At 42.5% G+C, this 25,341-nt stretch carries 39 protein-coding genes; 38 read left to right on the plus strand and 1 reads right to left on the minus strand.

Translation table 11 applies throughout. The features are described 5' to 3' along the window. Positions 1–17: 17 nt before the first annotated feature. Positions 18–881: a class I SAM-dependent methyltransferase gene (locus AB5150_RS07255; RefSeq protein ID WP_022216641.1), complete on the minus strand. Its 864-nt coding sequence runs from the start codon at positions 879–881 to the stop codon at positions 18–20. Positions 882–1,032: 151 nt separating this feature from the next. Between AB5150_RS07255 and AB5150_RS07260 the strand changes: the two genes are divergently transcribed. The 38 genes from AB5150_RS07260 to rplM all read left to right on the plus strand — a co-directional run bounded on the left by AB5150_RS07260 (position 1,033) and on the right by rplM (position 25,326). Beyond that, positions 1,033–2,193 carry an SAM-dependent methyltransferase gene (locus AB5150_RS07260; protein WP_368291585.1) on the plus strand — a complete coding sequence of 387 codons (1,161 nt, stop codon included), beginning with the start codon at positions 1,033–1,035 and terminating at the stop codon, positions 2,191–2,193. A 63-nt stretch (positions 2,194–2,256) separates the two neighbouring features. Next, on the plus strand, positions 2,257–3,156 hold the full coding sequence (locus AB5150_RS07265; RefSeq protein WP_368291586.1) for an OST-HTH/LOTUS domain-containing protein: 900 nt from the start codon (positions 2,257–2,259) through the stop codon (positions 3,154–3,156). Between the two features lie 331 nt (positions 3,157–3,487). After that, positions 3,488–3,799, plus strand: a complete 312-nt coding sequence (rpsJ, locus tag AB5150_RS07270) for a 30S ribosomal protein S10 (RefSeq protein WP_004850108.1) — start codon at positions 3,488–3,490, stop codon at positions 3,797–3,799. A gap of 160 nt (positions 3,800–3,959) precedes the next feature. Beyond that, positions 3,960–4,643 carry a 50S ribosomal protein L3 gene (rplC, locus tag AB5150_RS07275; protein ID WP_015533789.1) on the plus strand — a complete coding sequence of 228 codons (684 nt, stop codon included), beginning with the start codon at positions 3,960–3,962 and terminating at the stop codon, positions 4,641–4,643. Positions 4,644–4,666: 23 nt separating this feature from the next. Then, on the plus strand, positions 4,667–5,287 hold the full coding sequence (rplD, locus tag AB5150_RS07280) for a 50S ribosomal protein L4 (protein ID WP_015533790.1): 621 nt from the start codon (positions 4,667–4,669) through the stop codon (positions 5,285–5,287). Further along, on the plus strand, positions 5,287–5,586 hold the full coding sequence (gene rplW, locus AB5150_RS07285) for a 50S ribosomal protein L23 (protein WP_004850114.1): 300 nt from the start codon (positions 5,287–5,289) through the stop codon (positions 5,584–5,586). The genes rplD and rplW overlap by 1 nt, the downstream gene beginning before the upstream one ends. Positions 5,587–5,684: 98 nt before the next feature. Further along, positions 5,685–6,530, plus strand: coding sequence for a 50S ribosomal protein L2 (gene rplB, locus AB5150_RS07290; protein ID WP_022216644.1), 846 nt, complete (start codon positions 5,685–5,687; stop codon positions 6,528–6,530). Between the two features lie 16 nt (positions 6,531–6,546). After that, positions 6,547–6,825 (plus strand): 30S ribosomal protein S19, encoded by a 279-nt coding sequence (gene rpsS / locus AB5150_RS07295; protein ID WP_022216645.1) that lies wholly within the window; start codon positions 6,547–6,549, stop codon positions 6,823–6,825. A 33-nt stretch (positions 6,826–6,858) separates the two neighbouring features. Continuing rightward, positions 6,859–7,245, plus strand: a complete 387-nt coding sequence (rplV, locus tag AB5150_RS07300) for a 50S ribosomal protein L22 (protein ID WP_004850120.1) — start codon at positions 6,859–6,861, stop codon at positions 7,243–7,245. A 10-nt stretch (positions 7,246–7,255) separates the two neighbouring features. Then, positions 7,256–7,921 carry a 30S ribosomal protein S3 gene (gene rpsC / locus AB5150_RS07305; RefSeq protein WP_022216646.1) on the plus strand — a complete coding sequence of 222 codons (666 nt, stop codon included), beginning with the start codon at positions 7,256–7,258 and terminating at the stop codon, positions 7,919–7,921. Continuing rightward, the gene (gene rplP, locus AB5150_RS07310; protein WP_022216647.1) at positions 7,921–8,358 is read left to right on the plus strand and encodes a 50S ribosomal protein L16; all 438 of its coding nucleotides are present in this window, start codon (positions 7,921–7,923) and stop codon (positions 8,356–8,358) included. Before rpsC ends, rplP begins: the two co-directional genes overlap by 1 nt. Further along, positions 8,348–8,551, plus strand: a complete 204-nt coding sequence (gene rpmC, locus AB5150_RS07315) for a 50S ribosomal protein L29 (RefSeq protein WP_004850126.1) — start codon at positions 8,348–8,350, stop codon at positions 8,549–8,551. The genes rplP and rpmC overlap by 11 nt, the downstream gene beginning before the upstream one ends. 23 nt (positions 8,552–8,574) lie before the next feature. Next, a complete protein-coding gene (gene rpsQ, locus AB5150_RS07320) occupies positions 8,575–8,829 on the plus strand; it encodes a 30S ribosomal protein S17 (RefSeq protein ID WP_022058713.1) in 255 nt (84 codons plus the stop codon). Positions 8,830–8,842: 13 nt separating this feature from the next. Then, positions 8,843–9,211 carry a 50S ribosomal protein L14 gene (gene rplN / locus AB5150_RS07325; protein WP_022216648.1) on the plus strand — a complete coding sequence of 123 codons (369 nt, stop codon included), beginning with the start codon at positions 8,843–8,845 and terminating at the stop codon, positions 9,209–9,211. 12 nt (positions 9,212–9,223) lie between these two features. Beyond that, on the plus strand, positions 9,224–9,541 hold the full coding sequence (rplX, locus tag AB5150_RS07330) for a 50S ribosomal protein L24 (RefSeq protein ID WP_004850132.1): 318 nt from the start codon (positions 9,224–9,226) through the stop codon (positions 9,539–9,541). Between the two features lie 20 nt (positions 9,542–9,561). Continuing rightward, a complete protein-coding gene (rplE, locus tag AB5150_RS07335; RefSeq protein WP_004850134.1) occupies positions 9,562–10,101 on the plus strand; it encodes a 50S ribosomal protein L5 in 540 nt (179 codons plus the stop codon). 20 nt (positions 10,102–10,121) lie between these two features. Continuing rightward, positions 10,122–10,307, plus strand: coding sequence for a type Z 30S ribosomal protein S14 (locus AB5150_RS07340; protein ID WP_004850137.1), 186 nt, complete (start codon positions 10,122–10,124; stop codon positions 10,305–10,307). A gap of 23 nt (positions 10,308–10,330) precedes the next feature. Beyond that, complete coding sequence (rpsH, locus tag AB5150_RS07345) at positions 10,331–10,732, plus strand: 30S ribosomal protein S8 (protein ID WP_022216649.1); 402 nt, start codon at positions 10,331–10,333, stop codon at positions 10,730–10,732. Positions 10,733–10,747: 15 nt separating this feature from the next. Next, positions 10,748–11,287, plus strand: a complete 540-nt coding sequence (gene rplF / locus AB5150_RS07350) for a 50S ribosomal protein L6 (RefSeq protein WP_022216650.1) — start codon at positions 10,748–10,750, stop codon at positions 11,285–11,287. 17 nt (positions 11,288–11,304) lie between these two features. After that, the gene (gene rplR, locus AB5150_RS07355; RefSeq protein ID WP_022216651.1) at positions 11,305–11,673 is read left to right on the plus strand and encodes a 50S ribosomal protein L18; all 369 of its coding nucleotides are present in this window, start codon (positions 11,305–11,307) and stop codon (positions 11,671–11,673) included. Positions 11,674–11,692: 19 nt separating this feature from the next. Next, positions 11,693–12,202: a 30S ribosomal protein S5 gene (gene rpsE, locus AB5150_RS07360; RefSeq protein ID WP_015533792.1), complete on the plus strand. Its 510-nt coding sequence runs from the start codon at positions 11,693–11,695 to the stop codon at positions 12,200–12,202. A 14-nt stretch (positions 12,203–12,216) separates the two neighbouring features. Beyond that, positions 12,217–12,399, plus strand: coding sequence for a 50S ribosomal protein L30 (rpmD, locus tag AB5150_RS07365; protein ID WP_004850147.1), 183 nt, complete (start codon positions 12,217–12,219; stop codon positions 12,397–12,399). Positions 12,400–12,420: 21 nt separating this feature from the next. Continuing rightward, complete coding sequence (gene rplO / locus AB5150_RS07370; RefSeq protein WP_004850150.1) at positions 12,421–12,861, plus strand: 50S ribosomal protein L15; 441 nt, start codon at positions 12,421–12,423, stop codon at positions 12,859–12,861. Between the two features lies 1 nt (position 12,862). Continuing rightward, the gene (gene secY, locus AB5150_RS07375; RefSeq protein ID WP_022216652.1) at positions 12,863–14,176 is read left to right on the plus strand and encodes a preprotein translocase subunit SecY; all 1,314 of its coding nucleotides are present in this window, start codon (positions 12,863–12,865) and stop codon (positions 14,174–14,176) included. 123 nt (positions 14,177–14,299) lie between these two features. Next, positions 14,300–14,944 (plus strand): adenylate kinase, encoded by a 645-nt coding sequence (locus AB5150_RS07380; RefSeq protein ID WP_022216653.1) that lies wholly within the window; start codon positions 14,300–14,302, stop codon positions 14,942–14,944. A 2-nt stretch (positions 14,945–14,946) separates the two neighbouring features. Then, positions 14,947–15,717, plus strand: coding sequence for a type I methionyl aminopeptidase (gene map, locus AB5150_RS07385; protein ID WP_238051526.1), 771 nt, complete (start codon positions 14,947–14,949; stop codon positions 15,715–15,717). 99 nt (positions 15,718–15,816) lie between these two features. After that, positions 15,817–16,035, plus strand: a complete 219-nt coding sequence (gene infA, locus AB5150_RS07390; RefSeq protein WP_004850160.1) for a translation initiation factor IF-1 — start codon at positions 15,817–15,819, stop codon at positions 16,033–16,035. 89 nt (positions 16,036–16,124) lie between these two features. Then, complete coding sequence (gene rpmJ, locus AB5150_RS07395) at positions 16,125–16,238, plus strand: 50S ribosomal protein L36 (protein ID WP_015533797.1); 114 nt, start codon at positions 16,125–16,127, stop codon at positions 16,236–16,238. A 248-nt stretch (positions 16,239–16,486) separates the two neighbouring features. Next, a complete protein-coding gene (gene rpsM, locus AB5150_RS07400) occupies positions 16,487–16,855 on the plus strand; it encodes a 30S ribosomal protein S13 (protein WP_015533798.1) in 369 nt (122 codons plus the stop codon). A gap of 45 nt (positions 16,856–16,900) precedes the next feature. Next, positions 16,901–17,296, plus strand: a complete 396-nt coding sequence (gene rpsK, locus AB5150_RS07405) for a 30S ribosomal protein S11 (protein ID WP_004850165.1) — start codon at positions 16,901–16,903, stop codon at positions 17,294–17,296. Positions 17,297–17,316: 20 nt separating this feature from the next. Next, on the plus strand, positions 17,317–17,910 hold the full coding sequence (gene rpsD / locus AB5150_RS07410) for a 30S ribosomal protein S4 (RefSeq protein ID WP_015533799.1): 594 nt from the start codon (positions 17,317–17,319) through the stop codon (positions 17,908–17,910). Positions 17,911–17,981: 71 nt separating this feature from the next. Then, complete coding sequence (locus AB5150_RS07415; protein WP_015533800.1) at positions 17,982–18,938, plus strand: DNA-directed RNA polymerase subunit alpha; 957 nt, start codon at positions 17,982–17,984, stop codon at positions 18,936–18,938. Between the two features lie 80 nt (positions 18,939–19,018). Next, on the plus strand, positions 19,019–19,555 hold the full coding sequence (locus AB5150_RS07420; RefSeq protein WP_015533801.1) for a bL17 family ribosomal protein: 537 nt from the start codon (positions 19,019–19,021) through the stop codon (positions 19,553–19,555). A gap of 146 nt (positions 19,556–19,701) precedes the next feature. Beyond that, positions 19,702–21,336 (plus strand): energy-coupling factor transporter ATPase, encoded by a 1,635-nt coding sequence (locus AB5150_RS07425; protein WP_349093394.1) that lies wholly within the window; start codon positions 19,702–19,704, stop codon positions 21,334–21,336. Positions 21,337–21,346: 10 nt separating this feature from the next. Next, positions 21,347–22,147 carry an energy-coupling factor transporter transmembrane protein EcfT gene (locus tag AB5150_RS07430; RefSeq protein WP_015533803.1) on the plus strand — a complete coding sequence of 267 codons (801 nt, stop codon included), beginning with the start codon at positions 21,347–21,349 and terminating at the stop codon, positions 22,145–22,147. 186 nt (positions 22,148–22,333) lie between these two features. Next, the gene (truA, locus tag AB5150_RS07435) at positions 22,334–23,071 is read left to right on the plus strand and encodes a tRNA pseudouridine(38-40) synthase TruA (RefSeq protein WP_055146746.1); all 738 of its coding nucleotides are present in this window, start codon (positions 22,334–22,336) and stop codon (positions 23,069–23,071) included. Positions 23,072–23,439: 368 nt separating this feature from the next. After that, a complete protein-coding gene (locus AB5150_RS07440; RefSeq protein WP_238051519.1) occupies positions 23,440–24,657 on the plus strand; it encodes an iron-containing alcohol dehydrogenase in 1,218 nt (405 codons plus the stop codon). Between the two features lie 234 nt (positions 24,658–24,891). Beyond that, positions 24,892–25,326 carry a 50S ribosomal protein L13 gene (gene rplM, locus AB5150_RS07445; RefSeq protein ID WP_117550692.1) on the plus strand — a complete coding sequence of 145 codons (435 nt, stop codon included), beginning with the start codon at positions 24,892–24,894 and terminating at the stop codon, positions 25,324–25,326. Positions 25,327–25,341: the final 15 nt, after the last annotated feature.

Consider the following 25,341-nt stretch of genomic DNA (forward strand, 5'->3'; position numbering starts at 1 on the left):
CCTCGACCGATCCGTTGTTATCTCTGCCATCTTCCGGCGGCACCGCAAGGAAGAACAAGACCTGTCTCTGTGACAGGAAGTCCGATCTCATCTGCCACAACATGTCCGCCAAATCTGCTCTTTACCTCTGTGGATATCATATATGTGAGCACCGCAGGCGCGAGACCTGTTGTATATGAATTTACAAGGAAGAAAAGCGGCTTGTCACAGAGAAGCTGGCTGCAGAGCTTGATGAAAGGATGGATCTTCTCTTCGATCTTCCATATCTCACCCTTTGGTCCTCTGCCGTATGAAGGAGGATCCATGATGATCGCGTCATATTTGTTGCCTCGTCTGATCTCTCTTTCGACAAATTTTACACAGTCATCAACTATCCATCTGATCGGTGCGTCGGCGAGCCCTGATGATGCTGCGTTTTCCTTTGCCCAGGTAACCATTCCCTTGGATGCATCAACATGGGTGACTGCAGCTCCGGCTTTGGCGGCTGCGCATGTTGCGCCCCCTGTGTATGCGAACAGGTTCAACACCTTAATATCCTTTTTAGGTGAGTTCTTTATCAGTTCGCTGAACCAGTCCCAGTTGGCAGCCTGCTCAGGGAACAGACCAGTGTGCTTGAAGCTGAATGGCTTCAGATTGAAAGTCAGATCCCTGTAATTTATCGTCCACTGCTTAGGCAGGCTGAAAAACTCCCATTCTCCGCCGCCTTTGTTGCTTCTATGATAATGTCCGTTCAGTTTATTCCATGCAGGATTTTTCTTTGGAGTGCTCCACAGAACCTGGGGATCTGGTCTGAGTAGAGTGTATTTGTCCCAACGCTCAAGCTTTTCTCCGTCAGAGCAGTCAATAACTTCATAATCCTTCCATCCATCTGCTATCCACATATATGTAATCCTTCCTTATAAAAATAACTTCAAAAAATATATCCTATAGATTATACTTGTATCAAAGCACTGCGTCAAGGCTGCTGTGTGCATAGATTGATGACAGAGATTAATGACGATACAGATTGTTGGTAATGGAGAAGTTGGAATAATGGCAGATATAAGTATAAAAGAATTAATAGAAGAGATGGTACAGAGTGATCCCCACAAGATTATCCTCAGTGGCGGACGCGGTGAATATAGAAAAGTGGTATTTGAGAGAAAAATCATAGGCGGTAAAAGGTGCTTTCAGATAGAAAGGTATACGGAGAAGCAGGTGTTCCACCAGAATATAGATGAGGACGAGCTTGAAGAAGCACTGGCCGGAGATCTGCAGGATGGATTCAGACAGATAAACATGTTCTCGGCCCAGGAGGAGTGGGATGTGAAGATCTCAAAGAAGGGCAAAATAGCTGTGAATAAGAGACACACGGAGAATAAACTCATAACTGTTCAGGGGAACAACCGAAGAAAGAAATATATACTTGAAGAGGGAATGGATATCCCTGTATTTACCCATCTGGGCATATTTACAAAGGATGGCAAGGTTGTGCACTCCATGTATGACAAGTTTAAGCAGATCAACAGATTTGCGGAGATCGTGGACAATGTCATGAAGAGCTACAATAAACCTTCTATTAATATAGTAGATTTTGGATGCGGCAAATCGTATCTGACATTTATAGTTTATTATTATCTGCATGAGGTTAAGGGGCTTGATGTCCATATAACCGGCCTGGATCTCAAGGAGCAGGTGATAAAAGACTGCAATGCGCTGGCGGAACAGTTTGGATATACCGGACTAAAATTCGAACTTGGGGATATAAATGGGTATAAGACGGATGTGGATGTGGATATGGTCATGACGCTGCATGCGTGTGATGTTGCCACGGACTATGCGCTGTACAATGCCATTTGCTGGAACGCACAGTATATATTGTCCGTGCCCTGCTGCCAGCATGAGCTGAATAAACAGATGCATTCTGATGAACTGGCTGCGCTGACAAGATACGGTATCATCAAGGAGAGGATAGCTGCGCTGGCAACAGATTCTATCCGCGGACATATGCTTGAGGCGTGTGGATATAAGACTGATATAATGGAATTTATAGACATTGCACATTCGCCTAAAAATCTGCTCATAAGAGCTGTGAAGAAAAATGTATCTCCGGACAGGAGAAAGAAGGCTCTTAAGGATGCGGAAGTACTTTGTGAGGAGTTTGGATTCAGACAGACTCTGATGGAGATGATTAAGGCGGATGGCAGGATATAATTGGATTAAACCTGTGGTTTGTTGTGTGTGTGATGGTTGTGGCATATTATTAAGGAGGATATCATGAGGGCTGCGCTGTATATAGATTGTGATAGCATAGAGGCAAAGGCTGTGCCTGTTATATATGAGGATATAATCAGAACGGACAAGCTTGTGATCTGCAAGATGTTTAATTCCGACAAAGACGATGACAGCTTTATGGAGAGTGCAGGGAGGTTCAGAATACAGGACTGCATGCACGGAGAGTATAAGGTGTCATCGGCGATGGTTGCGCTGGCCGTGGAGGTTATGGCGGATGCTGCGCTTTCAAAGCCAGAGCGCATATATATAGCAACGGGGGACAGTCTGACGGTACCGCTTCTCGACAAGCTGAGGCTCACGGATATAGAGGTTGTGGTTGCCGGTCCATGTGACGCAGACAAAATCCTTGTGAATAGCGCCCAGAGATATATGTATATAGATGTTCTTGCCGGAGGAAAATGCACTGCTGATATACCGGATATAGGTGATATAGCAAAGGAGATATATTCGGTTTCTTCCTATTATAAAGGACAGGGAAGAGATGCTGTCATGGAACAGGTGTATGAAGGCGTTGTGAGAAGATACCCGGATTTTGATGTCAGAAATTATGGCTATACTCATCTTGATACATTTGTGGAGAATAATGTGAGTGGAGTGAAGGTTTATACCGATGAGAATGGCGTGACAAAGCTGGCGTTGGTCGATGACAGGGAGGAGATAGACACATTTGCATATGAGTATATGACGGGCAGGGGATATAAGATAGATGATATGGCAGAGCTGCTCGATGCGATTCGAAGCAGATTCCCTGGGTTTGCGATGGAGAATTATGGTTACCATACAGAATATGGGTTCATCTTAAGCTTTTCGAAGTTTGAGATATGGGAGAATAAGGGGATCAAGATGAAGAGGACATTCAAGCTGAGTGAATCTGGCGAGTGATACCCTGTAAATTCCCGTTAAAAAAATTCAAAAAAACATAAAAAAATTAAAAAAACCTCTTGATTTAAAGAAATCCCTAGTATATAATCAAACGTGCTGTGGCATGATAGCTGAGAAGCGGAGGTTGCTGCGTACATATATGACGCAGGTTTTTCGTGGAGCGAATGTCAATTTACAAAACTGGCGACAAGTCACTGTACAATATAACCGTCTGTCAAGAGGACAGAAACGACGTGATGGTTCTGGGTTTTAACTTAGGACACACACGGGAGAGTGTACAGTCACCGCTTGTTGTACTAAGATTAAGTGCGAAAAGGAGGCGGCTTTTTTTATGGCAAATCAGATTATGAGAATTACACTTAAGGCTTATGACCACAAACTTATCGACAAGGCAGCAGCACAGATTGTTGATACAGTTAAGAAGACTGGCGCAAAGGTAAGCGGACCAGTTCCAATGCCTACTAAGATTGAGAAGATCACAATCTTAAGAGCAGTTCATAAGTACAAGGACTCAAGAGAGCAGTTTGAGCAGAGAACTCATAAGAGACTTATCGATGTTGTAGCACCAACTCAGAAGACAATTGATGCATTACAGAAGATCGATCTGTCCGCTGGCGTGTTCATCGATGTTAAGATGAAATAATCAAAGTCAGACAGCAATTCAAAAGAAACCCAATTAGATGCGGACTAATTTAAAACAAACCGCAGAAACAATTAAATAACAGTACCTAATGCATTTTCGGATGTAATTTAGTATGATTGCAGATGCAATCCGCTGTGAATTAAATTAGGAGGAAACAGAAATGAAGAAGGCTATATTAGCTACAAAAGTCGGAATGACACAGATTTTCGACGAGAACGGTGTATTAACACCAGTTACAGTATTGCAGGCTGGTCCATGTGTTGTAACCCAGATCAAAACAGTTGAGAATGACGGTTACGATGCAATTCAGGTAGGATTCGGCGAGAAGAAGGAAAGAGTAACAACAAAGGACGTATCAGGAAAGAAAGTTATCAGAAATCCACATGGTGCTGGTAAGGCAGAGGTTGGTCATGCTAAGAAGGCAGGAACAACTCCAAAGGCTTTCTATAGAGAGTTCAGACTTGAGAACACTGCTGAGTACGAGCTTGGCGCAGAGATCAAGGCAGACGTATTTGCTGCTGGCGACAAGATTGATGTTACTGCTAAGTCAAAGGGTAAGGGATACGCAGGCGGTCTTAAGAGACACGGCCTTAAGTCAGGTCCTTCAGGACATGGTTCAAAGTATCACAGACATGCAGGTTCAAACGGTTCTGCAACTACTCCAGGTAGAGTATTCAAGGGCAAGAAGATGCCTGGACATATGGGTAGCGTAAGAGTTACAATCCAGAACCTTGAGGTAGTTAAAATAGATGTTGAGAACAATGTAATCTTGGTTAAGGGCGCTGTTCCAGGACCAAAGAAGTCATTGGTTATGATTAAAGATACAGTAAAGTCTGGTAAGTAGGGCTTTGGAAAGGAGAGACAACAATGGCATCAGTTAAGGTTTATGACATTGAAGGCAAAGAAGTTGAGACATTAGAGCTCAATGATGCAGTTTTCGGTGTAGAAATAAATGAGCATATAATGCATAAGGCTGTAGTTGGTCAGTTAGCCAACAACCGTCAGGGAACACAGAGCGCTAAGACACGTTCAGAAGTTTCTGGTGGTGGAAGAAAGCCTTGGAGACAGAAGGGAACTGGTCATGCTAGACAGGGTTCAACAAGATCTCCACAGTGGACAGGCGGCGGAGTTGTATTCGCACCAAAGCCAAGAGATTATTCAGTTAAGATGAATAAGAAAGAGAAGCAGCTTGCTATGAAGTCAGCACTTTCATCAAAGGTTGCTGAGAACAAGCTGGTAGTAGTTGACAAGCTTGATCTTCAGGAGGCTAAGACAAGCGTATTTGCAAAGATCCTTGCAAAGCTTTCAGCTCCTAAGGCTCTTGTAGTAACAAAGGATAAGAACAATAACGTTGTTCTTTCAGCAAACAACATTCCAACAGTTAAGACAACAGTAGCTAATTCACTTAGCGTATACGATATTCTCAAGTATGAGAAGCTTGTTCTTACTAAGGAAGCAGTTGCAGCAATTGAGGAGGTGTACGCATAATGGCAGATATCAAATATTATGACGTTATACTTAAGCCAGTGATCACAGAGAAGAGCATGAACGCTATGGCTGAGAAGAAATATACATTCCTTGTTCATCCAGAAGCAAACAAGTCACAGGTTAAGGAAGCTGTAGAGAAGATGTTCGAGGGAACAAAGGTTGCAAAGGTCAACACAATGAACAATGACGGTAAGGTCAAGAGACGTGGTATGACACTTGGTAACACAGCAAAGTACAAGAAGGCTATCGTTCAGCTTACAGCTGACAGCAAGGACATCGAGATCTTCGAGGGACTTTAAGATATAGCCGTGGGTGGCTGCACAGTATAGCTGCTCATCACATTAGTTGTATACGCAATCAAAGCGTGAGAATAAATTGAACCGAAAGGAGAACAACAATGGGAATTAAGACATATAACCCATATACACCTTCCAGAAGAAATATGACTGGCCTTGATTTCTCAGAGATCACAAAGACAACTCCAGAGAAGTCACTCGTTGTTTCAACAAGCAAGACAGCCGGTCGTAACAATCAGGGTAAGATAACAGTAAGACATCACGGTGGTGGTGCTAAGAGAAAGTATAGAATAATAGATTTCAAGAGAAATGACAAAGATGGTATTCCAGCAACAGTAGCTGCAATCGAGTATGATCCAAACAGATCAGCAAATATTGCACTTCTGTTCTATGCAGATGGAGAGAAGAGATACATCCTTGCTCCTTTCAAGCTTGCAGTTGGCGATGTGCTGATGAATGGCGCAGAGGCAGAGATCAAGGTTGGTAACTGTCTTCCACTTCAGAATATTCCAGTTGGTACTCAGGTACACAACATCGAGCTTTATCCAGGTAAGGGCGGACAGTTAGTTCGTTCAGCAGGAAACGCTGCACAGCTCATGGCTAAGGAAGGAAAGTATGCAACACTTAGACTTCCATCAGGCGAGATGAGAATGGTTCCGATTATCTGTAGAGCAACAGTTGGACAGGTAGGAAACATCGAGCATGGCCTTGTTAACATTGGTAAAGCCGGTCGTAAGCGTCATATGGGCGTTAGACCAACAGTTCGTGGTTCTGTCATGAACCCTAATGACCATCCACATGGTGGTGGAGAAGGTAGAGCACCTATCGGTCGTCCAGGTCCTTCTACTCCATGGGGCAAGCCAGCAATGGGTCTCAAGACAAGAAAGAAGAACAAGCAGTCTAATAAGTTGATCGTAAGACGTAGAGACGGTAAGAATGTTAAATAGTTAAGGAGGAAGAAATATGGCTCGTTCATTAAAAAAAGGACCATTCGCAGATGCACATCTGCTTAAGAAGGTAGATGCTTTAAACGCTGCTAATAAGACAGAAGTTATAAAGACCTGGTCAAGACGTTCAACAATCTTCCCATCATTCGTTGGCCACACATTTGCCGTTCATGATGGAAGAAAGCACGTACCAGTATATGTAACAGAAGATATGGTAGGACATAAGCTCGGTGAGTTCGTAGTTACCAGAACATACAGAGGTCATGGTAAGGACGAAAAGAAGGGTAGAAGATAATATTAGGAATATTTGAAAGGAGGACTTTTCAAAATGGCTAAAGGACATAGATCCCATGACAAGAGACTCAGAAATGAGAACAAAGATACAAGACCATCAGCTAAGGTTTCATACGCAAGAGTATCAGTAACCAAGGCATGTTTTGTGCTTGATGCTATCAGAGGTAAGGATGTTCAGACAGCACTTGCTATCGTAGAATACAACCCAAGATATGGCTCAAGCGTTATAGAGAAGCTTTTGAAGTCTGCTATTGCTAACGCTGAGAACAACAATGGCATGAAGAAGGAGGACCTTTACGTAGCAGAGTGTTACGCTAACAAGGGACCTACAATGAAGAGAGTTCATCCAAGAGCACAGGGTAGAGCATATAGAATCGAGAAGAGAACAAGCCACATCACAATCGTGCTTGACGAGAAATAGGAGGTAAAATATGGGACAGAAAGTTAATCCTCATGGTTTAAGAGTCGGCATTATCAAAGATTGGGATTCAAACTGGTATGCTGACAAGAGAAATGACGAGTTTGCTAAGAACTTAGCAGAAGATCAGATCCTTAGAAAATACTTAAAGACAACTCTTTACAAGTCAAACATCTCAAAGATCGAGATCGAGAGATCAGCAAAGAATGTAAAGATCGTATTATACACAGCTAAGCCTGGAGTAGTAATCGGAAAGGGTGGAGCCGGAATCGAGAAGATCAAGGCTGACGCTCAGAAGTTAACAGATAAGAAGCTCTTTATCGACGTTAAGGAGATCAAGAAGCCGGATGCTGACGCTCAGCTCGTTGCAGAGAACATCGCAGCACAGCTTGAGAATCGTATCGCATTCAGAAAGGCTATGAAGTCTTGCATGGGTAGAACAATGAAGTCAGGCGCACAGGGTATCAAGTGTGCATGTTCAGGTCGTCTTGGCGGTGCTGATATGGCTAGAACAGAGTTCTACAGCGAGGGAACAATTCCTCTTCAGACACTCCGTGCTGATATCGATTACGGATTTGCTGAAGCAGATACAACATATGGTAAGGTTGGCGTAAAGACATGGATCTACCATGGTGAAGTACTTCCAACAAAGACAGTAAAGGAAGGGGGAAATAAATAATGTTAATGCCAAAGAGAGTAAAGCGTCGTAAGCAGTTCAGAGGAACAATGGCTGGTAAGGCACTTAGAGGCAATAAGATTACAAACGGTGAGTATGGTCTCGTAGCATTAGAGCCAGCTTGGATCAAGTCAAACCAGATCGAGGCAGCCAGAATTGCAATGACAAGATATATGAAGCGTAGTGGTAAGGTATTTATCAAGATTTTCCCTGACAAGCCAGTTACAGCAAAGCCAGCTGAGACCCGAATGGGTTCTGGAAAGGGAGCACTTGAGTATTGGGTAGCAGTAGTTAAGCCAGGCAGAGTTATGTTTGAGGTTCAGGGCGTACCTGAGGAGGTAGCTAAAGAGGCTCTCAGACTCGCTATGCACAAGCTTCCACTTAAGTGTAAGATCGCATCAAAGGAAGAGTTAGAGGAGGTAGCAGGCAGTGAAAACTAAGGATTTTATGAACGAATTAAATAGCAAGTCCGTTGACGATCTCCAGAAAGATTTAGTAGCTGCAAAGAAGGAATTATTCAACCTGAGATTCCAGAATGCTACAAATCAGCTTGACAACACAAGCAGAATCAAGGACGTTAGAAAGAATATAGCAAGAATACAGACAGTTATAGCCCAGAAGGCTAATGCTTAATTATCTTGGAAGGAGGAATTATTGTGGAAAGAAATCTGAGAAAAACACGTGTTGGTATAGTTACAAGTGACAAGATGGATAAGACAATCGTTGTTTCTATCGTAGATAATGTTAAGCATCCTCTTTATGGTAAGATTGTAAAGAGAACAGTAAAGCTGAAGGCTCATGACGAGAATAACGAGTGCAAGATTGGCGATAGAGTAAAGGTTATGGAGACAAGACCATTATCAAAGGATAAGAGATGGAGACTTGTTGAGATCATCGAGAAGGCAAAGTAAGGAGGCAAATTAAATGGTTCAGCAGGAAACAAGACTTAAAGTTGCTGATAACACAGGTGCAAAAGAGTTACTTTGTATCAGAGTGTTAGGCGGATCAGTTAGAAGATATGCGAATATCGGCGATATCATCGTTGCCTCTGTTAAGGATGCAACACCAGGCGGAGTTGTAAAGAAGGGCGATGTAGTTAAGGCCGTTGTAGTTAGAACAAAGCATGGCGCTCGTCGTAAGGATGGTTCATACATCAAGTTTGACGAGAACGCTGCTGTAATTATAAAAGACGATATGAATCCAAGAGGTACACGTATCTTTGGACCAGTTGCAAGAGAGCTCCGTGATAAGAAATTCATGAAGATCGTATCACTTGCACCTGAAGTATTATAAGGAGGTGTGACTATGGCAACAATGAAGATTAAGAAAGATGATATGGTACAGGTTATCGCTGGTAAGGACAAGGGCAAGAGCGGAAAGGTCGTTTCAGTAGATAAGAAGAATGGTACCGTAGTAGTTGAAGGAATCAACAAAGTATTTAAGCATAGCAAGCCAAGCATGGCTAACCAGCAGGGCGGAATCATCGAGATGGAAGCCCCACTTGACATCTCTAATGTAATGTATCTTTACAAGGGCAAGCCAGTTAGAGTTGGTTTTGAAGGAACTGGTAAGGATAAGGTTCGTGTAGCCAAAGTTGATGGCAAGACAGAGAAGATAGATTAATTGGAAGGAGGTCGTCTTAGGTGAGTAGACTTAAAGAAAAGTATGACGCTGAAATTAAGAGCGCCATGGTTGAGAAATTTGGATATAAGAATGTAATGCAGATACCAAAGCTCGATAAGATCGTTATCAATATGGGCGTTGGTGAAGCTAGAGAGAACGCTAAGGTTCTCGACGCTGCTATCAAGGATCTTGAGACAATCACAGGTCAGAAGGCAGTTGTAACAAGAGCAAAGAAGTCAGTAGCTAACTTCAAGCTGAGAGAGGGAATGCCTATCGGATGTAAGGTAACTCTTCGTGGCGAGAAGATGTATGAGTTCCTTGATCGTCTTGTAAATCTTGCACTCCCACGTGTACGTGACTTCAGAGGTATCAATCCAAACGGATTTGATGGAAGAGGTAACTACGCATTCGGTATTAAGGAGCAGCTTATCTTCCCTGAGATCGAGTACGATAAGGTAGATAAGGTTAGAGGTATGGATATAATTTGCGTAACAACAGCACAGACTGACGAGGAAGCTCGTGAGTTACTTACACTGTTCGGCATGCCTTATAGCAAATAATAAAGGAGGAGATTCGAGAAATGGCTAAGACATCAATGAAAGTTAAGCAGCAGCGCAAGCAGAAGTTCTCAACAAGAGAGTACACACGTTGCAGCATTTGTGGACGTCCACACTCAGTTTTAAAGAAGTACGGAATTTGTAGAATCTGCTTCCGTGAGTTAGCATATAAGGGACAGATTCCTGGCGTTAAGAAATCAAGCTGGTAAGAGTAAGAAGGAGGAAATTTATTATGTCAATGAGCGATCCAATTGCAGATATGCTTACAAGAATTCGTAATGCTAATACAGCAAAGCATGATACAGTAGAAATCCCTGCTTCAAAGATGAAGAAAGCTATTGCCGACATACTTTTATCAGAAGGATATGTTAAGGCTGTAGATATCGTTGAGGACGGTAAGTTCGAGACAATCAAGATCACATTGAAGTATGGTGCAGATAAGAACGAGAAGATCATCACAGGTCTTAAGAGAATTTCAAAGCCTGGTCTTCGAGTATACGCAAGCAAGGATGAGCTTCCAAGAGTACTTGGTGGACTTGGAACTGCTATTATCTCCACAAACAAGGGTGTATTAACAGATAAGGAAGCTAGAAAACAGAACGTAGGTGGAGAAGTACTTGCGTTTATTTGGTAAAAGGAGGACGGCAAAATGTCACGTATCGGAAGAATGCCTATCGCTGTACCTGCAGGCGTAACTGTAGATATAGCAGAAAATAATAAAGTGACTGTTAAAGGACCAAAGGGAACTCTTGAGAGAGTTCTCCCTGCGGAAATGGATATAAAGTTAGACGGCGATACAATCACAGTATCAAGACCTAACGACTTAAAGAAGATGAAATCACTTCACGGACTCACAAGAACACTTATCCACAACATGGTAGTAGGTGTTACAGAGGGTTACAAGAAGGAGCTTGAGGTTAACGGTGTAGGTTACAGAGCTCAGAAGCAGGGTAATAAGCTTGTTCTTGCTCTTGGTTATTCACACCCAGTTGAGATGGTTGATCCAGATGGTATCGAAACATCAGTTGATGGAAACAAGATCATAGTAAGCGGAATCAGCAAGGAAAAGGTTGGCCAGTACGCTGCTGAGATCAGAGAGAAGAGAGCACCAGAGCCATACAAGGGCAAGGGTATCAAGTATGTGGATGAGACTATCAGACGTAAAGTTGGTAAGACTGGTAAGAAATAATAAAGGAGTGAGATAAGATGATTAATAAAGAATCAAGAAGCGCAATTCGTGTAAAGAAGCATATGCGTGTTCGTAATCGTTTAGCTGGAACAACAGAGAGACCACGTTTAGCTGTATTCAGAAGTAATAATCATATGTACGCTCAGATTATTGATGATTCAGTTGGTAAGACATTAGTAGCAGCATCTACAACAGAGAAGGCTATTAAGGATGAGCTTGAGAAGACAAATGATGTTGATGCAGCAGCTTACGTTGGTAAGGTTATTGCTGAGAGAGCACTTGAGAAGGGTATCAAGACTGTTATCTATGATAGAGGCGGTTTCGTATACCACGGTAAGGTTCAGGCATTAGCAGATGCAGCGAGAGAAGCTGGTCTGGAATTCTAGTAAGGAGGAAGAACAACGTATGAAGCGTGAAATAATTGATGCAAGTAAGTTAGAGTTAGAAGATAAAGTTGTTGCCATCAAGCGTGTAACAAAGGTTGTTAAGGGTGGACGTAATTCTAGAGTTGCAGCTCTCGTAGTTGTTGGTGATAGAAATGGCCACGTTGGCGTTGGTGTTGGCAAGGCAGTTGAGACTCCAGAAGCTATCCGTAAGGGTAAGGAGGATGCTGCAAAGCATTTAGTTACAGTTCCTGTAAATGAAGTTGGTAGTATCCCTTACGACTGGAATGGACAGTTCGGCAGTGCTTCAGTTCTTCTGAAGACAGCTCCAGAAGGTACTGGTATCATCGCTGGTGGTCCTGCTCGTAGCGTACTTGAGCTTGCAGGATATAAGAACATCCGTACAAAGTCCTTAGGATCAAACAACAAGCAGAACGTAGTTCTTGCAACAATCAAGGGCCTTACAGAGATCAAGAACCCAGAGGATATCGCAAGACTTCGTGGAAAATCTGTTGATGAGATACTTAACTAAGGAGGTATTAGAAGATGGCAGATAAGTTAAAGGTAACTTTGGTAAAGTCCCCTATCGGTGCTGTACCAAAGCATAGAAAGACAGTAGAGGCTCTTGGACTTAAGAAGGTTAATAAGTCAGTAGAGCTCCCAAATAACGCTGCAACACTTGGAATGGTTAAGCAGGTAAGTTATATGGTAAAGGTTGAGGAAGTATAAGAGAAGGAGGATACGCAGATCATGGATTTATCTACATTAAAGCCGGCTGAAGGCTCAAAGCACAGTGCTAATTTCCGTGTAGGCCGTGGACATGGTTCAGGAAATGGCAAGACTGCAGGTAAGGGACATAAGGGTCAGAAGGCACGTTCTGGATCACCTAGACCAGGTTTCGAAGGTGGACAGATGCCATTATATAGACGTCTTCCTAAGAGAGGCTTTAATTGCATCAATCACAAAGAGATCGTTGCAATCAATGTATCAGCTCTTGAGAGATTCGAGGATGGCTCAGACGTAACTGTTGAGACATTAGTAGAGGCAGGTATCATTAAGAATCCTCGTGATGGAGTTAAGATTCTTGGAAATGGAGAGTTAACTAAAAAGCTCAATGTTAAGGCTAATGCTTTTTCAAAGTCAGCAGCTGAGAAAATTGAAGCTCTTGGCGGAAAAGCAGAGGTGATGTAATATGTTCAAAACCTTAATCAATGCATTTAAGGTACAGGATATACGAAGAAGACTTTTATATACGTTCTTCATTCTCGTGGTAGTCAGACTTGGTAGTCTGATTACCGTTCCGGGAATAAGTGCGGATGCAATAAGAGAGTACATGCAGAATGCACTCGGTGATTCACTGAACATCTTCAGTTCATTCACCGGAGGATCGTTCGAGCAGATGTCGATTTTTGCATTGTCGGTAACACCTTACATTACAGCTTCCATCATCATACAGCTTCTCACCATTGCTATACCGGCTTTGGAAGAACTGCAGAAAGACGGAGAAGATGGTAGAAAGAAGATCACCGCTATCACAAGATATATGACAGTAGGTCTTGCTATTCTTGAGAGTGCTGGTCTTGTAGTAGGATTTGGAAACAAGGGAGTCATTGAGAATTATAACTTCTGGACAGTTCTTTGCATCGTAGTCATTCTTACGGCAGGAAGTGCTATAGTAATGTGGCTTGGCGAGAGAGCAACAGAGAAGGGTGTTGGCAATGGTATATCAGTAATCCTTTTGATCAACATTGTTTCAACAATGCCAAATGACTTCAAGAATTTATACACACAGTTCATGAAGGGCAGAGACTTTGTAAGATTTACACTTGTAGGACTCATTATCCTTGCAGTTGTAGTTATTACAGTAGTATTTGTATGTGCACTTCAGGGCGCAGAGAGAAGAATTCCTGTACAGTATGCCAAGACAGTAAGAGGAAGAAAGACGATGGGCGGACAGTCCTCTCATATTCCACTTAAGGTCAATACTGCAGGTGTTATTCCGGTCATCTTTGCATCATCCATACTGTCTGTTCCACAGATCGTAGTGAATCTGTTCAACATCAAGACATCTGGTGTAGGAGCAAAGATAATCCAGGGTATGAGTCAGGGCTACTGGTTTAACAGATCTTATCCTTGGGCATCGATCGGTTTGATCGTATATATTTTACTTGTGTTCTTCTTCGCATATTTCTACACAGCGATCACATTCAATCCAATGGAGATTGCCAACAATATGAAGAAGAGTGGCGGTTTTGTCCCTGGTATAAGACCTGGACAGTCAACACAGGATTACCTTAATAAGATTTTAAACTACATCATATTTATAGGTGCTGTAGGACTTATCATAGTAGCATGTATACCAATGTTCTTCAGTGGTTTCTTTGGAGCAAATGTTTCATTTGGAGGAACATCACTTATCATCGTTGTAGGTGTTGTTATAGAGACAATTAAGAATATTGAGTCACGTATGCTGGTAAGGAACTATCAGGGATTCCTTTTAGACTAAAATATGACGTGGCAATAAACACGAATGGGAGTGTGCCGTATAGTACACTTCCTATTCGTGTATTATAGAGAGAATAGTATTTGATAAGAATGGGAAACGTTCAAAAAAATGGAGGTTGAATATATGAAGATAATCATGTTAGGCGCACCAGGCGCAGGCAAGGGAACACAGGCAAAGATGATCGCTGCAAAGTACGGCGTACCACATATCTCAACAGGAGATATATTCAGAGCGAACATAAAGAACGGCACAGAGCTTGGTGCAAAGGCAAAGGAGTACATGGATAAGGGACTTCTTGTACCAGATGAGCTCGTTGTCGACTTGGTAATAGATAGATTCAAGGCTGATGACTGTGCAAAGGGATATATCCTTGACGGATTCCCAAGAACTATCCCACAGGCAGAGGCACTTGACAAGGCACTCTCAGCAATCGGCGATTCAGTTGATTACGCTATCAATGTTGAGGTACCTGATGAGAATATCATCGAGAGAATGTCAGGCAGACGTGCATGTGTAGGTTGTGGAGCAACATACCATATCGTATACAACCCAACAAAAGTTGAGGGCAAGTGTGATGCATGTGGAGCTGATCTCATCCTTAGAGACGATGATAAGCCAGAGACAGTAGAGAAGAGACTTAATGTATATCATGAGCAGACACAGCCTCTCATCGATTACTACAAGGCAAAGGGCATCCTGAAAGAGGTTGACGGAACCGTAGATATGAAGGATGTATTCGCTGCTATCACTGATATATTAGGTGAGTAAATATGAAGGGTATTTCCATAAAATCCCAGAAAGAGATTGAGCTTATGAGAGAGGCTGGAAGAATTCTGGCGATAACTCATGAGGAGATGAGAAAAGCATTGAAGCCGGGAATGACCACATATGATATAGATAAGCTCGGTGAAGAGGTTATCAGAAGTTATCACTGTGAACCATCATTTCTGAACTATCAGGGATATCCGGCGTCGGTGTGTGTATCTGTAAATGATGAGGTGGTACACGGAATTCCATCAAAGAACAGAGTGCTTCAGGATGGAGATATAGTAAGTCTTGATGCCGGTGTTATCTATAAGGGTTACCATTCAGACTCAGCCAGAACATATGGAGTTGGCGAGATATCTGATATGGCAAAGTATCTCATAGAGGCAACGAAGCAAAGCTTCTTTGAAGGACTGTCAGCGGCCCGTGCGGGAAATCATGTGCGGGATATAGGAATAGCGGTCGAGTCCTATGCCGATGAGTGTGGACTTGGAGTTGTTGTCGATCTGGTGGGACATGGAGTTGGAAAAAATCTTCATGAAGAGCCGGAGGTCCCAAACTTCGCAACAAGAAGAAGAGGACCGAAGCTGAAAGCAGGAATGACGATAGCGATAGAACCGATGATCACACTTGGCGATTACGAAGTGAAGTGGATGCCGGATGGATGGACGGTCGTCACCGCAGACAAATCACTGGCGGCACATTATGAGAATACAATACTTATAACAGATGGAGAGCCTGAGATACTTTCAAGGGCCGATGGAATTGAGCTGTAGATGTGATATCATATGTCGTCGTTCGTAAGCACGATGACATATTCATTATATCATGGAGAACTCATAAGTTGATTTATATATATAGGAGGATTTTTGAAAATGTCAAAAGCAGATGTAATTGAAGTAGAAGGAACAGTAGTTGAGAAACTTCCAAATGCCATGTTTCAGGTAGAACTTGAGAATGGACACAAGGTTCTTGCTCATATAAGTGGAAAGCTGAGAATGAATTATATAAAGATTCTTCCTGGCGACAAAGTTACAATAGAGTTATCACCATACGATCTTACCAAGGGAAGAATCGTTTGGAGAGATAAATAATAAAAAAATGAATTTCCCTATTGCATTTTATCAATGAAAATGATAGAATGCTAATTCGTAGCGGACTTTTTTTGAAAGGAGAGTTTCTAATGAAGGTTAGAGCATCAGTAAAACCTATCTGCGATAAGTGCAAAGTTATCAAGAGAAAGGGAATCGTTAGAGTTATCTGCGAGAATCCAAAGCACAAGCAGCGTCAGGGTTAATCAAAAAAGGAAAAGAAGTATATGGATGATAGCCCATCCGGAAGTATACTTATTTTCGTGCGTCAGTACATATATCTAATGTACTGTATTATTTAAAAGCGGCTGTGGCATACGTAGATATGCCAATACAATTATAGAAATATACAACTTAGTTGAAGTTTGCGGTGTATGCATTTCACCCCATAGCGTGTGCTATGGGATACATTTGTGGATTCAGCTTAAAAGAAGATTTTACGGAGGTTATTATAATGGCTCGTATTTCAGGTGTTGATTTACCAAGAGAGAAACGTGTTGAAATTGGTCTTACTTATATCTATGGTATCGGACTTCCTTCATCACAGCGTATTCTTAAGGAAGCAAACGTTAATCCTGATACACGTTGCGCAGATCTGACTGACGATGAGGTTAGAAGACTCAGCGAGGTTATCAAGGCAACTCAGGTAGTAGAGGGAGATTTACGTAGAGAGATAGGCTTCAATATTAAGCGTTTACAGGAGATTGCTTGCTATCGTGGTAAGCGTCATAGACAGGGACTTCCTGTTCGTGGACAGAAGACTAAGACTAACGCTAGAACTCGTAAGGGTCCTAAGAAGACTGTTGCTAATAAGAAGAAGTAATATTTATAGAATATATTTGTAAAAAACCATAGGAGGTTTAGGCTAATGGCTAAGCAGGCAACTAAAAAAGTGGCTAAGAAGCGTGTCAGAAAGAGCGTACAGCACGGACAGGCTCATATTCAGTCATCTTTCAATAATACAATTGTTACATTAACAGACGCTGAAGGCAATGCGCTTTCATGGGCAAGCGCTGGTGGATTAGGATTTAAGGGTTCTAAGAAGTCAACTCCATATGCTGCTCAGATGGCTGCAGAGACAGCCGCAAAGGCTGCTGCACCTTACGGACTCAAGACAATCGACGTATTTGTCAAGGGACCAGGTTCAGGAAGAGAGGCTGCAATTCGTGCACTCTCAGCATGTGGTATAGATGTAGTTAGTATCAAGGATGTTACTCCGGTTCCACATAACGGATGTCGTCCACCAAAGAGAAGAAGAGTTTAATTAGAGGAGGTACAAACAAGATGGCAGTAGATAGAACCCCAGTTCTTAAGAGATGCAGATCTTTAGGCATGGAGCCAATGTATCTCGGAATAGACAAGAAGTCAAACAGAAGACCAAACAGATCAAATAGAAAGCAGAGCGAGTATGGACTTCAGCTCCGCGAGAAGCAGAAGGCTAAGTTCATTTATGGTGTACTTGAGAAGCCTTTCCGTAACCTTTATGCAAAGGCTGAGCAGCAGAAGGGATTAACAGGTCCTAACCTCATGACATTACTTGAGCTTAGACTTGACAACATCATCTTCAGATTAGGCTTTGCAAGAACAAGAAGAGAGGCTAGACAGATCGTAGATCACAAGCACGTACTTGTAAATGGCAAGTGTGTAAACATCCCTTCATACTCAGTTAAGCCAGGCGATAAGATCGAGATCAGAGAGAAGAGCAAGTCTCTTCAGAGATACAAGGATATCATGGCTGCAACAGAGGGTGTTCTCGTACCAGGTTGGTTAACAGCAGACAGAGATAACCTCGCAGGTGAAGTTGTAGAGAAGCCAAGCAGAGAGCAGATCGATGTTCCTGTAAATGAGACTCTCATCGTCGAGTTATATTCTAAGTAAGATTTGTTCTTTATTTATACATTTTGTAACTTGGAGTGTAGCATTTTAAAACCCGTAAAGGAGGGGCTTAGATGTTTGAGTTTGAAAAACCAAAAATCGAGATCGTTGAGACTTCAGATGACAACAAATATGGCAAGTTTGTAATCGAGCCTTTAGAGAGAGGTTACGGTATAACACTTGGTAACTCACTTAGAAGAATAATGCTTTCTTCATTACCAGGTACCGCTGTAAGCCACGTTAAGATAAAGGGTGTTTTACACGAGTTCAGCTCAATACCAGGTGTAAAAGAGGATGTTACTGAGATAATAATGAACATCAAGAATGTCGTTATCAAGAATAACTCAGATACATTTGAGCCAAAGCAGGCATACATCGATGTTGTTGGTGAGCGCGTTGTTAAGGCAGGAGATATCAAGGTTGACGGAGATATAGAGATCGTAAATCCTGATCTTGTAATCGCAAACCTTAGTGGTCCGGACGCAAAGCTTGAGATGGAGCTTACAATTGTCAACGGACGTGGATATGTAAGCCTTGACAAGAACAAGGAAGCAGATGCACCAATTGATGTCATCGCTATTGACTCAATCTTCACCCCTGTTGAAAGAGTAAACCTTACAGTTCAGAATACACGTGTTGGTCAGGTTACTGACTATGATAAGTTAACTCTTGATGTATATACAAACGGAGCTCTTGCTCCAGATGAGGCAGTAAGTCTTGCTGCAAATCTTCTGGTAGAGCACTTGAAGCTGTTCGTAGATTTATCAGAGAACGCACGTCTTGTAGATGTTATGGTTGAGAGCACAACAGACGAGAAGGAAAAGGTTCTTGAGATGAATATCGATGAGCTCGAGTTATCAGTTCGTTCATACAACTGTTTGAAGAGAGCTGGCATCAACACAGTTCAGGAACTTATAAACAAGACACCAGAGGATATGATGAAGGTTCGTAACCTTGGTCGTAAGTCACTGGATGAAGTATTAGCTAAGCTTAAGGAGTTAGGCTTATCACTTAATCAGAACGAGGACTAATAGCAGTTCCCGTATACCACTCAAGCTGAATAATAGTAAGCACAGTGAAGACCCGCAAAGGGTATAGGAGGATAATTAAAATGGCAAAGTATAGAAAGCTTGGAAAAGCAAGCGCACAGAGAAACGCATTACTTCGTAACCAGGTAACTCAGTTACTGTATCATGGAAAGATCAAGACAACAGAGGCAAGAGCTAAGGAAGTTGTTAAGATCGCAGAGAAGCTCATCACTTTAGCAGTTGCTGAGAAGGACAACTACGATGAGGTTACAGTTCAGGCTAAGGTTGCTAAGAAGGATAAAGATGGCAAGAGAATCAAGGAAGTTGTAGACGGTAAGAAGGTTACAGTATACGACACAGTTGAGAAGACAGTTAAGAAGGATCAGCCTTCAAGACTTCATGCCAGAAGAGAGATGCTCAAGGTTTTATATCCAGTTGTTGAAGTTCCTACAGATGCTGCTGGTAAGAAGGCCGGTACTAAGAAGATCGACTTAACACAGAAGTTATTCGATGAGTATGGTACAAAGTACGCAGGACGTAAGGGTGGTTACACAAGAATCATCAAGATCGGTCAGCGTAAGGGTGATCAGGCTCTTGAGGTTATTCTCGAGTTAGTATAATCGATTGATAGATTGATATTATACAGATAAATAAACAGGGCTGCAGTACATAGACGTATTAGTTTACGTTCGTGTACGGCGGCCCTGTTTTTTAATAAAATTTAGTGAAATATAGAGAGATTTCATTGATATAGATTGGAAAGATTATGAGCTTCATAAATGTAAAAGGACTATCTCATAAATTTAATATAAAGGACAAAGACGGCAATAAGATAGGGGAGAACTGGGCAATAAAGGATGTAGATTTTCTTGCCGACAAGGGGGAGATAATCGCGATCCTTGGCAGAAACGGTTCAGGGAAGTCTACGTTTGCAAGACATTTGAATGGACTGCTTGCACCGCATGAGGGTTCGATAGTCATAGGTGGAAAAGACATGGCGGAGATGGGAGAGCTTACATCCGTCAGACGACAGGTAGGAATGGTGTTTCAAAATCCCGATAACCAGATAGTCGGCAACACCCTCGCTGAGGATATAGGATTTGGGCTGGAGAATCTTGGCATCTCCAGCGAAGATATATGGAAGAAGATAGATGAGATGCTGGAGCTCACAGGGCTCACAGCCTATAAGTATGCCAATACGTCAAGAATAAGCGGTGGACAGAAACAGCGGCTTGCAATCGCATCGTCCATGGCGATGACTCCGGATTGTATAGTGCTAGACGAGGCGACATCCATGCTTGACCCGCAGGGAGCAAAGGATATGCTGGAGCTTGTGCAGAGATTGAACAAAGAAAAGAAAATAACCGTAATAATGGTGACTCACAGGATAGCTGAGGCACTTATGGCGGATAAAGTATACATATTGGATAATAGTAAGATCGTGGCAGAGGGTACACCTGGAGATGTATTCACAGATGTTGACCGGCTTAAGAGCTATGGACTGGAGATACCGGTTGATATGAAGCGTAGGGCCGGAATACCGATCGATATCTGCTATAAATATAAGAACAGGCATATGGATATAAGCAGCGATATGAACAATGCGCAGAGTAATCATGCTGAGGATGAGAAGACTGCAGATAATTCAGAAAAATGTATAGTTGAGCTTCAGAATGTATCATATTCGTATGTGAATGGAAATGAGTCATTTCAGGCGCTTTCTGATATAAACATCAAGATATATGAAGGACAGGTTGTCGCTGTAATAGGGCAGACCGGCTCGGGAAAGAGTACACTGCTTCAAATGATAAATAAGCTGATAGTTCCACAGAGTGGCAAGGTATATCTGTATGATACGGATGTGCAGAGTGTAAGGAATATCAAGGATATCCGCAGGAGGATAGGGTATGTATTTCAGTTCCCTGAGGCCCAGTTGTTTGAGAATACGGTGCTCAAGGATGTAATGTATGGTCCGATAAACTTTGGAATGTCAAAGAGAGAGGCTGAGGATGCAGCCAGAAAGGCGCTTGAGTTGGTGGGAGTACCGGAGAAATATGCGGAGTATTCTCCATTCGAATTGTCTGGTGGTTTGAAAAAGAGGGTGGCAATAGCGGGAATACTGGCATATGAGCCAGACGTATTGATCCTCGATGAGCCTGCATGCGGACTTGACGGAGAGAGCCGAGAGCAGTTATGGAATCTCGTCAGAAAGCTCAACAGAGAGAAAAATGTGACGATCATACTGGTATCCCACGACATGGAGGATGTGTATGAGATGTCAGAGAGGATTCTTCTTATGGAGCATGGAAGGATAGTGTATGATGGAGGGACAGGTGAGTTTTTTGAGGACAGGAGCTTACTTGAGCAGTACGGTATAGATGTTCCCGGGGGCCCGGAATAGGAGATTTACTATGATACGAGATATTACAATAGGACAATATTACAGTGGCAATTCTGTGATACATAGAATGGATCCGAGAACAAAGCTTGCAATAACATTTCTATATGCCATATCGCTGTTTCTTTGCAAGGACTGGATCATGATACTTGCCGCAACGGCATTCCTCTGTATATATGTGGCGGTGAGCAGGGTGCCGATAACATACATTTGCAGGGGACTGAAGGTCATATGGATGTTTATTCTGTTTACAGCAATATTCAGCGTGTTCAACGGGGACGGACGGGTACTTTGGAGCTGGCACAGACTTCGCATAACAGATAACAGTGTGATGACTACGGTGCTTGTGGTTATACGTCTTGTATACCTCATAATAGGCTCATCTGTCATGACGTACACTACAAGACCGATGAATCTGGCAAATGGACTGGAGAGCAGTCTGGGATTCTTGAAGAAAATAAAGGTTCCGGTGTCTGATATGGCCATGATGCTTATGATCGCATTGCGATTTATCCCGATATTTATGGAGGAGCTGGATAAGATCATGAAGGCACAGCTTTCCAGAGGTGCGGACTTCGAGAGTGGCAATATATTCAAGAGGATAAAGAGTTATGTACCTGTATTTGTACCATTATTTGTATCGGCGATAAGAAGGGCCACAGATCTTGCCCAGGCCATGGATGCCAGATGTTTTGACGGCAGCGAAGGCAGGAGCCGCATGAATCCGTTAAAATACAGTGGAACAGACTATGTAAGTTATGCTATAGTGTTGGTGTATCTGGGATGCATGATAGTATACAGATGTGTGATGTAGGAAATCATGCAATCTTATTTCGGGATACATGCGCACTTCGGGATCAAAAGTCGTTTGTATATAGATTTGTTTTAAACATTACAGAGTCAATGACGATCGGGCTTGATTAAGAATTGGAGCGTAATTCAGATACATCGATAATATAGAAAAGGATACGGATGTGTCAGATACATCCCTAGTATGAATATGAAGAGAGTAAAATTGATCGTAGCCTACGATGGAACAAATTATTGTGGATGGCAGGTTCAGATAAATGGAATAACGGTTGAGGAAGTCCTGAATAAGACACTCAGCGAGCTTTGTCATGAGGATATAAAGGTTATAGGAGCCAGCAGAACGGATTCCGGTGTACATGCACTGGGAAATGTGGCGGTGTTCGATACAGAATCAGGAATACCTGGAGAGAAGTTTTCATTTGCGCTTAATCAGCGGCTCCCGGAAGACATAAGGATACAGGAGTCATGCCAGGTGGCTGACGATTTTCATCCGAGATACTGTGACACGATCAAGACATATGAATACAAGATATTAAACAGAAGATTTGATATGCCGACGGAGCGTCTTTACTCGACATTCGTCTATTATCCACTTGATATAGATAAGATGAAGCGGGCTGCGGCGGTGCTGGTTGGGGAGCATGATTTCAAGAGCTTCTGTTCATCAAGGTCTCAGGTGGAGAATACAGTCCGTACAATAACAGATATAACCATAGACAAGGCGGGCGACATGATACATATAAGGATCAGTGGCAATGGTTTCCTGTACAATATGGTCCGCATCATAGTGGGAACTTTGATGAAGATAGGTCTTGGAATCTGGCCGGAGGACTGTATGGAGTCAATACTTGCGGCGAAGGATAGGACGAAAGCAGGGCCGAAAGCCGAAGCAAAGGGGCTTACTCTTGTGGAGATAAAATATCTGTAAACGTAAACGGTTGCAGACGTATAATATCTGCCGGGATAAGATAAAATTGCTGATAATGTGTTGGCAGTTCACAAAACAGCGTGGTTATATTCTGTATATTATAACTTGGAAAAGTGGACTTGAAATAATCTAGAAATAAGAATGAAAAGTGGAAAACATCTAGCAAAACAGTGAAAAATAAATGAAAAACATTGTCTGAAATGCACAAAAAATAATGAAAATAAGAGCCAATCATGTTATAATTACATTGAAATGCTGCTACATGACGGATATGTCAGGAATTGTTTCGAAGTGTTCGGAATATTTCAAGGTGTTTCAGTGAAGATAACATGATTGTTTTTTTAATTTTGATTTTAGGAGGGCAAACAATGGCAAGATTTACGTTACCAAGAGATTTATATCACGGAAAAGGTGCTTTGGAGGCACTCAAGACATTCAAGGGTAAGAGAGCTATGGTCTGTGTCGGAGGCGGATCCATGAAGAGATTTGGATTCCTTGACAGGGCGGTTCAGTACCTTGAGGAAGCTGGAATGGAAGTTAAGTTATTTGAGGGAATTGAGCCAGATCCTTCGGTTGAGACAGTTATGAAGGGCGCAGCAGCCATGCTTGAATTTGAGCCTGACTGGATAGTGGCCATCGGCGGTGGTTCACCTATAGATGCAGCAAAGGCTATGTGGATAAAGTATGAGTATCCTGATGCGACATTTGAGGATATGTGTAAGGTATTTGGAATCCCTGAACTTAGAAAGAAAGCTCATTTCTGTGCTATTTCTTCAACATCGGGAACTGCAACAGAGGTTACAGCGTTCTCGATCATCACAGATTACGAGAAGGGAATCAAGTATCCTATTGCAGATTTCGAGATCACACCAGATGTTGCGATCGTTGATCCTGAGCTCGCAGAGACCATGCCACAGAAACTGGTTGCACATACCGGTATGGATGCCATGACACATGCAATCGAGGCTTATGTATCGACAGCAAACTGCGATTTCACAGATCCACTGGCACTTCATGCCATCAAGATGATCCAGAATGATCTGGTTGGATCATATAACGGAGACATGGAGAAGCGTGACGCAATGCACAATGCGCAGTGCCTTGCAGGCATGGCATTTTCAAATGCACTGCTTGGAATCGTACATTCAATGGCACACAAGACCGGAGCAGCATTTGCCGATTATGGTGCACATATCATCCACGGAGCAGCAAATGCGATGTATCTCCCGAAGGTTATCGCTTTCAATGCAAAGGATGAGACAGCAAAGATTCGTTACGGCGAGATAGCAGATTTCATGGGCCTTGGCGGAGAGACACTCGACGAGAAGGTAGACCTTCTTATTGCGTATCTGCGCAAGATGAATGACGAGCTTAACATTCCTCATTGTATCAAGAATTATGGACCGGACAGCTATCCATGTGAGCAGGGCTTTGTTCCGGAGGACGTATTCCTTGAGAGACTTCCTGAGATCGCTGCAAATGCGATACTTGATGCATGTACAGGCTCCAACCCAAGACAGCCAAGCCAGGAGGAGATGGAGAAGCTGCTGAAGTGCTGCTACTATGACACAGAGGTGGATTTCTAAATAAAAGATAGTATTTACAGACAGAAGAATGAATGATAATATGGTATCCGGCGGTGCACATGTATTGCCGGATATTTTTGTTGGAAAAAATAGTTGACAACAAAATGTAATTATAATATACTTGCAAAGTATGCGAAGTTTATAAGTGCGTTTCGAACCAATGCCCCGGTAAGGAATGTGCTGAATATACATTAGTAAAGAAGATTATAAAAGAATAATTTAGGAGGTACCACGATGAAGAGCTTTATGGCAAGCCCATCAACAATAGAGAGAAAGTGGTATGTAGTTGACGCTACAGGACATACTTTAGGTCGTCTTGCATCAGAGATTGCAAGCATTTTAAGAGGAAAGAACAAGCCAACATTTACACCACACATTGATACAGGTGATTATGTAATAGTAGTAAACGCTGACAAGATCCAGGTAACTGGTAAGAAGTTAGATCAGAAGGTATACTACAACCACTCAGATTATGTAGGTGGTATGAAAGAGACAACTCTTCGTGAGAAGATGGCTAAGAAGCCAGAGGATGTTATCTACCTTGCAGTTAAGGGAATGCTTCCAAAGGGACCACTTGGCAGAGAGATGATCACAAAGCTTCACGTATACGCTGGTGCAGATCACAAGCATCAGGCACAGAAGCCAGAAGTATTAGAGATTAAGTACTAAGAAGGAGGAGATTAA

Origin of the sequence: Coprococcus sp. RTP21281st1_F1_RTP21281_210402, assembly GCF_040915325.1 — a bacterium.
Taxonomy (GTDB): Bacteria; Bacillota; Clostridia; order Lachnospirales; family Lachnospiraceae; genus Coprococcus; species Coprococcus aceti.

Coding starts and splice junctions, on each gene's coding strand:
- AB5150_RS07255 (WP_022216641.1), bottom strand. CDS start 881: ATGTGGATAGCAGATGGATGGAAGGATTATGAAGTTATTGACTGCTCT.
- AB5150_RS07260 (WP_368291585.1), top strand. CDS start 1,033: ATGGCAGATATAAGTATAAAAGAATTAATAGAAGAGATGGTACAGAGT.
- AB5150_RS07265 (WP_368291586.1), top strand. CDS start 2,257: ATGAGGGCTGCGCTGTATATAGATTGTGATAGCATAGAGGCAAAGGCT.
- rpsJ (WP_004850108.1), top strand. CDS start 3,488: ATGGCAAATCAGATTATGAGAATTACACTTAAGGCTTATGACCACAAA.
- rplC (WP_015533789.1), top strand. CDS start 3,960: ATGAAGAAGGCTATATTAGCTACAAAAGTCGGAATGACACAGATTTTC.
- rplD (WP_015533790.1), top strand. CDS start 4,667: ATGGCATCAGTTAAGGTTTATGACATTGAAGGCAAAGAAGTTGAGACA.
- rplW (WP_004850114.1), top strand. CDS start 5,287: ATGGCAGATATCAAATATTATGACGTTATACTTAAGCCAGTGATCACA.
- rplB (WP_022216644.1), top strand. CDS start 5,685: ATGGGAATTAAGACATATAACCCATATACACCTTCCAGAAGAAATATG.
- rpsS (WP_022216645.1), top strand. CDS start 6,547: ATGGCTCGTTCATTAAAAAAAGGACCATTCGCAGATGCACATCTGCTT.
- rplV (WP_004850120.1), top strand. CDS start 6,859: ATGGCTAAAGGACATAGATCCCATGACAAGAGACTCAGAAATGAGAAC.
- rpsC (WP_022216646.1), top strand. CDS start 7,256: ATGGGACAGAAAGTTAATCCTCATGGTTTAAGAGTCGGCATTATCAAA.
- rplP (WP_022216647.1), top strand. CDS start 7,921: ATGTTAATGCCAAAGAGAGTAAAGCGTCGTAAGCAGTTCAGAGGAACA.
- rplN (WP_022216648.1), top strand. CDS start 8,843: ATGGTTCAGCAGGAAACAAGACTTAAAGTTGCTGATAACACAGGTGCA.
- rplX (WP_004850132.1), top strand. CDS start 9,224: ATGGCAACAATGAAGATTAAGAAAGATGATATGGTACAGGTTATCGCT.
- AB5150_RS07340 (WP_004850137.1), top strand. CDS start 10,122: ATGGCTAAGACATCAATGAAAGTTAAGCAGCAGCGCAAGCAGAAGTTC.
- rpsH (WP_022216649.1), top strand. CDS start 10,331: ATGTCAATGAGCGATCCAATTGCAGATATGCTTACAAGAATTCGTAAT.
- rplF (WP_022216650.1), top strand. CDS start 10,748: ATGTCACGTATCGGAAGAATGCCTATCGCTGTACCTGCAGGCGTAACT.
- rplR (WP_022216651.1), top strand. CDS start 11,305: ATGATTAATAAAGAATCAAGAAGCGCAATTCGTGTAAAGAAGCATATG.
- rpsE (WP_015533792.1), top strand. CDS start 11,693: ATGAAGCGTGAAATAATTGATGCAAGTAAGTTAGAGTTAGAAGATAAA.
- rpmD (WP_004850147.1), top strand. CDS start 12,217: ATGGCAGATAAGTTAAAGGTAACTTTGGTAAAGTCCCCTATCGGTGCT.
- rplO (WP_004850150.1), top strand. CDS start 12,421: ATGGATTTATCTACATTAAAGCCGGCTGAAGGCTCAAAGCACAGTGCT.
- secY (WP_022216652.1), top strand. CDS start 12,863: ATGTTCAAAACCTTAATCAATGCATTTAAGGTACAGGATATACGAAGA.
- AB5150_RS07380 (WP_022216653.1), top strand. CDS start 14,300: ATGAAGATAATCATGTTAGGCGCACCAGGCGCAGGCAAGGGAACACAG.
- map (WP_238051526.1), top strand. CDS start 14,947: ATGAAGGGTATTTCCATAAAATCCCAGAAAGAGATTGAGCTTATGAGA.
- infA (WP_004850160.1), top strand. CDS start 15,817: ATGTCAAAAGCAGATGTAATTGAAGTAGAAGGAACAGTAGTTGAGAAA.
- rpmJ (WP_015533797.1), top strand. CDS start 16,125: ATGAAGGTTAGAGCATCAGTAAAACCTATCTGCGATAAGTGCAAAGTT.
- rpsM (WP_015533798.1), top strand. CDS start 16,487: ATGGCTCGTATTTCAGGTGTTGATTTACCAAGAGAGAAACGTGTTGAA.
- rpsK (WP_004850165.1), top strand. CDS start 16,901: ATGGCTAAGCAGGCAACTAAAAAAGTGGCTAAGAAGCGTGTCAGAAAG.
- rpsD (WP_015533799.1), top strand. CDS start 17,317: ATGGCAGTAGATAGAACCCCAGTTCTTAAGAGATGCAGATCTTTAGGC.
- AB5150_RS07415 (WP_015533800.1), top strand. CDS start 17,982: ATGTTTGAGTTTGAAAAACCAAAAATCGAGATCGTTGAGACTTCAGAT.
- AB5150_RS07420 (WP_015533801.1), top strand. CDS start 19,019: ATGGCAAAGTATAGAAAGCTTGGAAAAGCAAGCGCACAGAGAAACGCA.
- AB5150_RS07425 (WP_349093394.1), top strand. CDS start 19,702: ATGAGCTTCATAAATGTAAAAGGACTATCTCATAAATTTAATATAAAG.
- AB5150_RS07430 (WP_015533803.1), top strand. CDS start 21,347: ATGATACGAGATATTACAATAGGACAATATTACAGTGGCAATTCTGTG.
- truA (WP_055146746.1), top strand. CDS start 22,334: ATGAAGAGAGTAAAATTGATCGTAGCCTACGATGGAACAAATTATTGT.
- AB5150_RS07440 (WP_238051519.1), top strand. CDS start 23,440: ATGGCAAGATTTACGTTACCAAGAGATTTATATCACGGAAAAGGTGCT.
- rplM (WP_117550692.1), top strand. CDS start 24,892: ATGAAGAGCTTTATGGCAAGCCCATCAACAATAGAGAGAAAGTGGTAT.